General features: G+C 67.2%; 7 protein-coding genes. 5 read left to right on the top strand and 2 right to left on the bottom strand.

What is annotated here, in order from left to right; all coding sequences use genetic code 11:
- Positions 1-355 precede the first annotated feature (355 nt).
- The 3 genes from NON22_RS20310 (at position 356) to NON22_RS20300 (ending at position 2,296) form a co-directional block, all read left to right on the top strand.
- Positions 356-685 carry a PilZ domain-containing protein gene (locus NON22_RS20310; RefSeq protein WP_257388801.1) on the top strand — a complete coding sequence of 110 codons (330 nt, stop codon included), beginning with the start codon at positions 356-358 and terminating at the stop codon, positions 683-685.
- A gap of 43 nt (positions 686-728) precedes the next feature.
- On the top strand, positions 729-1,166 hold the full coding sequence (locus tag NON22_RS20305; RefSeq protein WP_257388800.1) for a DUF192 domain-containing protein: 438 nt from the start codon (positions 729-731) through the stop codon (positions 1,164-1,166).
- A 299-nt stretch (positions 1,167-1,465) separates the two neighbouring features.
- Positions 1,466-2,296, top strand: a complete 831-nt coding sequence (locus NON22_RS20300) for a SirB1 family protein (protein ID WP_257388799.1) — start codon at positions 1,466-1,468, stop codon at positions 2,294-2,296.
- A 21-nt stretch (positions 2,297-2,317) separates the two neighbouring features.
- On the opposite strand, the gene NON22_RS20295 is transcribed toward NON22_RS20300, so the two are convergent.
- Positions 2,318-2,518 carry a rubredoxin gene (locus NON22_RS20295; RefSeq protein ID WP_257388798.1) on the bottom strand — a complete coding sequence of 67 codons (201 nt, stop codon included), beginning with the start codon at positions 2,516-2,518 and terminating at the stop codon, positions 2,318-2,320.
- A gap of 107 nt (positions 2,519-2,625) precedes the next feature.
- On the opposite strand from NON22_RS20295, the gene thiE reads away from it, so the two are divergent.
- Both thiE and hemL read left to right on the top strand, forming a co-directional pair.
- Complete coding sequence (gene thiE, locus NON22_RS20290; RefSeq protein WP_257388797.1) at positions 2,626-3,267, top strand: thiamine phosphate synthase; 642 nt, start codon at positions 2,626-2,628, stop codon at positions 3,265-3,267.
- A complete protein-coding gene (gene hemL / locus NON22_RS20285) occupies positions 3,264-4,550 on the top strand; it encodes a glutamate-1-semialdehyde 2,1-aminomutase (RefSeq protein WP_257388796.1) in 1,287 nt (428 codons plus the stop codon). Before thiE ends, hemL begins: the two co-directional genes overlap by 4 nt.
- Here the strand turns inward: hemL and NON22_RS20280 are convergent.
- The coding region (locus NON22_RS20280; protein ID WP_257388795.1) for an aminotransferase class III-fold pyridoxal phosphate-dependent enzyme at positions 4,547-4,927 on the bottom strand (381 nt) is incomplete at its 5' end. The genes hemL and NON22_RS20280 overlap by 4 nt on opposite strands.

Here is a 4,927-nt window from a genome sequence, read left to right as displayed (position 1 = left end):
ACCGCCTCAGCGAAGGGGCGCGAATCATAACCCCTCTTTGCCGTTCGTCAACCCCCGCAGCGCGTCTTTCTTCTTACCAACCCGCCGCCAAGCCAACCCACCGCAAACCCGCTACCTTCCGGCAGCCCCTCCCCCGTCTCTCCCGACCAGCGAAGGGGCGCGAACTCTAGCACCACTCGCTCGTTTGGCAAGAGGGCGGCGCCAACTATTTCGCTCAGCCCGCCACCGGGCCCGGTATTGTCTTCGCAACCCGCATCGGCGACCCCGCGAACCCACGCTTCGAACTGCCGATACGGTCCGAGTGGGGAAAAATCCCTATGCTAGGATCGGTCAACGTTTTACGACGGTGAACACCATGGGTGAACTGTACGACGATCGCCGCCAGGAGCCGCGCTACGCCACGTCCGGGATCTACTATGTCGAGTCGGTCGGTCGGGGCATGCCGGGCCGAATCCTCGACCTGTCCGTCAACGGCGCGATGCTCGAGCAGGTCGAAGGCCAACCGGTCACGGAAGGCACCCGGGTCAACATCGTGCTGAGCTTCACGGGCCAGCCCGAATTCGTTGCCGACTCCCTGATCCAGCACATCGTCAACGGCCGCATCGGCATCGAGTTCTACGACATGTCGCCGGAGCACTTCACCACGCTGGCGACCTTGATCGACCAGCACCAGCGTTCGCGCTGACGCGGCCATCATTCTCACGAATCACTGCAGGGAACTCTCCACCATGCTTCGTCACGCTCTGCGGACATTGGCCGCACTGGGTCTCTTCGCCTGTTCCGTCGCGGCCCACGCCCAGGCGATCTCTTATGTCGTGCTCAAGGGCAAGACCTTCTATGTCGAGCTTGCCGAAAACGACGAGCAGCACATGCGCGGCCTGATGTTCCGCGAGCAGATGGCGCCCGACCGCGGCATGCTCTTCATTTTCCGCGACGAGTACATGCAGGCGTTCTGGATGAAGAACACGCTGATTCCGCTGGACATGCTCTATTTCGACAAGAACTTCCACGTCGTGTCGGTGCAGAACAACGTACCGCCGTGCAAGGCGGACCCGTGCCCTTCCTATCCGAGTAGCGGTCCGGCGAAGTACGTGCTCGAGCTCAACGGCGGCACGGCCGACAAGCTCGGCGTCAAGCCCGGCGATACGCTGGAATTCCATCGCTGATCCGCAGCAGCCTGCGCCGGTGGCGCGGACTGCTCCAATGCATGATGGCAAGGCAGCCCGACCTGGTACGGAACCAGCCTCGGCGGCGGCCCCTGCGGGTTGCAGAAATCATCGTCGGACCACGGCACGAACTGTTTCATTTCAGAGCCTGCAGCTATCGGCATCCCGGTTGGATGCAGGTCTATTAAGCAACCCTCTCGTGCCGCCCCGCTGTCCTGGAAATGGCGCAATCGTGACAAGCGCGCTGGCGCAGGCTGCCGCATCGGTTACCATCCAGCACAAGCTGCCGGAGACGCCGAATGAATGATCCCTGGCTAGGCCTGCAACACGCCGTCGACCACGAGATTTCCCTGCTTTCGGCCGCCCTGCTCGTTGCCAAGGATGAATATCCGACCCTCGCTTGCAGCGTTTACGAACGGCGCATAGATGAGTACGCCGGCCGTCTTTCCGCCGCACTGCCGGCAGACGCTTCCGAAACGCAACGCCTGAGCCGGCTCAACGCGTTTCTGTTCGAAGAGCTCGGCTTCGCCGGCGACGAGCACGATTATTTCGATCCACGCAACAGCTATCTCAACGAGGTGCTGGACCGGCGCCTGGGCAATCCGATTTCCCTGGCGATCGTGCAGATCACCTTGGCCCAGCGCCTGGGACTGCCGCTGGAGGGCGTGTCGTTTCCGGGGCATTTCCTCGTGCGCATGCCGATGGACGACGGAATCGTCGTGCTCGATCCGTTTCACCGCGGGCGCCCCCTGGATCTGCCCGAGCTGCGCCGGCGCGCGCGCAGCGAACTGTCGGCGCGCGACATCGATGACCAGCGCCTGGCCCATCTGCTGGAGCCCGCGAGCCATCGTGCGATAGTCGCGCGCATGCTGCGCAACCTTCGTCTGGGTTACGTCGAGAACGAAGCCTGGGACAAAGCGCTGCGCTGCACCGATCGCCTCGTCACCCTGGATCCGTTCGACATCGTCGAATGGCGCGAGCGCGGCAACTTGTACCTGAAGCTCGGCCACCACCACGCTGCGCGCGAGGACTTCAAGCGCTATCTCGCGCTCGCGCCGCAGGCCGAGGACGCCGACAAGGTCATGAGCCAGCTCATCCTCTGCACGACCCAGGCCGGCCGCCTGCACTGACCAGGACGGTATCGCCCTGTTTCAGCCGACCTCGACCATCTCGAAATCGGTCTTCGTGACGCCGCAGTCGGGGCAGGTCCAGGTATCCGGCACGTCATCCCAGCGCGTGCCCGGCGCGATGCCGTCCTGCGGCCAGCCTTCCGCCTCGTTGTAAAGAAAGCCGCAGACGACGCACATGAAGGTGCGGAACGGTGCGTCGGTACCGGACGAAGCTGCGGACATGGCGGGCGCGGGCTCAGGACAAAGGGTGCGCATTGTCGCAGCGCAGCGCGTCCGGCTTCAAATCGGCCAGAATGGCGGACTCCGGCCACGCCAGGACCCGCCACGACATGCGACATCCCCTGCTGCCGGCACCGGGCCTGTATGCGATCACCGACGGTCCGCGCGAAGACCTGGTCGTCGCGACCGAGGCGGCGCTGCACGGCGGCGCCGTCATGCTGCAGTACCGCGACAAGACCAGCGACGCGGCGCGCCGGCTGCACGAGGCGCGCGCGCTGATGCGGCTCTGCGCCGATACCGGCGCGCTGTTCGTCGTCAACGACGACATCGAGCTAGCGCTGGCCTGCGGCGCGCGCGCCGTGCATCTGGGTGCCGACGACGGCGACATCGCCCAGGCCCGCGCCCGCCTCGGCGCCGACGCCGTCGTCGGCGTGTCCTGCTACGACGACCTCGACCGCGCTCGCGTTCTCGCGGACGCCGGCGCCGACTACCTCGCGTTCGGCGCGTTCTTCCCGTCGACGACCAAGCCTCTCGCGCGCCGCGCCGATCCCGAGCTGCTGCGCGCGAGCGCCGCGTTCGGCTTGCCGCGCGTGGCAATCGGCGGCATCAGGCCCGACAATGCCGCGCCGCTGATCGAGGCCGGCGCCGACTACCTCGCCGTCGTCAGCGAAGTCTTCGGTCAGGCCGACGTCAGCGCCGCGGCGCGCCGCTTCGCCGCTCTCTTTCCCGCTTCCCGGAATCCTTCTGCATGACTAGCAACCACGCTCTGTTCGAACGCGCCCGCCAGCTGCTGCCCGGCGGCGTCAACTCTCCGGTGCGCGCTTTCAAGTCCGTCGGCGGCGAGCCGTTCTTCACCGCACGCGCCGACGGCGCCTGCCTCTGGGACGTGGAAGGCAAGCGCTACATCGACTACGTCGGCTCCTGGGGACCGATGATCGTCGGCCACAACCATCCGTTCGTGCGCGAAGCCGTGGCCCGCGCGATCCAGGACGGCCTTTCCTTCGGCACGCCGTGCCCGGCCGAAGTCACGATGGCCGAAACGCTGACCCGGCTGCTGCCGTCGGTGGAAATGGTGCGCATGGTCAACTCGGGCACCGAGGCGACGATGGCGTCGATACGCCTGGCGCGCGGTTACACCGGACGCAGCAAGATCGTGAAGTTCGAAGGCTGCTATCACGGCCACGGCGACGCCTTCCTCGTGAAGGCCGGATCGGGCGCGCTGACCTTCGGCGTACCGACGTCGCCGGGCGTGCCGGCCGGCCTGGCCGACCTGACCCTGACCCTGCCCTACAACGACCTCGCCGCGGCCGAAGCGCTGTTCGCCGAACACGGCAGCGAGATCGCCGGCCTCATCATCGAGCCCGTGGCCGGCAACATGAACTGCATCCTGCCGCGCGCCGGTTATCTGCAGGCCCTGCGCGAGCTCTGCACGCGCCACGGCGCGCTGCTGATCTTCGACGAAGTCATGACCGGCTTCCGCGTCGCGCTCGGCGGCGCCCAGGCGCTGTACGGCATCACGCCGGACCTTAGCACGTTCGGCAAGATCATCGGCGGCGGCATGCCGGTTGGCGCCTACGGCGGACGCCGCGAGATCATGCAGCAGATCGCGCCGAGCGGCCCGGTCTACCAGGCCGGCACGCTCTCAGGCAATCCCGTCGCGATGGCGGCGGGGCTGGCGATGCTCGAGCTGATCCAGACGCCGGGCTTCTACGCGGAAATCGACCGCAAGACGCGCCTGCTGACCGACGGCCTGCAGGCGGTCGCGCTGGAAGCCGGCGTCCCGATGACGACGAACCGCGTCTGCGGCATGTTCGGCCTGTTCTTCACCGACCAGACCGTCGAGACCTTCGCCCAGGCCACGGCCTGCGACACCGCTCTGTTCAACCGCTTCTTCCACGGCATGCTCCAGCGCGGCGTCTATCTCGCGCCGTCGGCATTCGAGGCCGGCTTCCTGTCCAGCGCCCACAACGACGACCTGATTGGCGAAACCCTCGTCGCCGCACGCGATGCGCTGCGCGCGGCGCGCGCCGGCTAGGACTTCGCGAACGCCTGCAGCGCCGCGGTCAGGCGCTGCAGGCCGGTTTCGACCTCGTCGTCGCCGATATTCAGTGCCGGCACGAGACGCAGCACGTCGGGGCCGGCCTGCAACAGCAGCAGGCCATGCTCGGCGGCGAGGTCCAGCGCGGCGCCGGCCTTGCCGCGCCAGGGCTCGGCGAGCACCGCACCGAGCATCAGGCCACGGCCGCGCACCTGTTCGAACAGGTCGAGGCTGTCGTTGATCTGCGCGAGGCCGCGGCGCAGCGCGGCCGCCTGACGCGCGACATTGGCCAGCAGCGCCGGCTCGGCCAGGCGGCGCAGCGCGACACGCGCGACGGCCGCGGCGAGCGGATTGCCGCCGAAGGTCGTGCCGTG

It is taken from the genome of Tahibacter caeni, assembly GCF_024609805.1.
Taxonomy (GTDB): Bacteria; Pseudomonadota; Gammaproteobacteria; order Xanthomonadales; family Rhodanobacteraceae; genus Tahibacter; species Tahibacter caeni.
Note: the sequence above shows the minus strand (reverse complement) of the source record. Positions and strands in the feature narration are given on the sequence as shown.

Bases quoted from the DNA above. Each gene is read 5' to 3' on its own strand.
- NON22_RS20310 (WP_257388801.1), top strand. From the start codon at position 356: ATGGGTGAACTGTACGACGATCGCCGCCAGGAGCCGCGCTACGCCACG.
- NON22_RS20305 (WP_257388800.1), top strand. From the start codon at position 729: ATGCTTCGTCACGCTCTGCGGACATTGGCCGCACTGGGTCTCTTCGCC.
- NON22_RS20300 (WP_257388799.1), top strand. From the start codon at position 1,466: ATGAATGATCCCTGGCTAGGCCTGCAACACGCCGTCGACCACGAGATT.
- NON22_RS20295 (WP_257388798.1), bottom strand. From the start codon at position 2,518: ATGTCCGCAGCTTCGTCCGGTACCGACGCACCGTTCCGCACCTTCATG.
- thiE (WP_257388797.1), top strand. From the start codon at position 2,626: ATGCGACATCCCCTGCTGCCGGCACCGGGCCTGTATGCGATCACCGAC.
- hemL (WP_257388796.1), top strand. From the start codon at position 3,264: ATGACTAGCAACCACGCTCTGTTCGAACGCGCCCGCCAGCTGCTGCCC.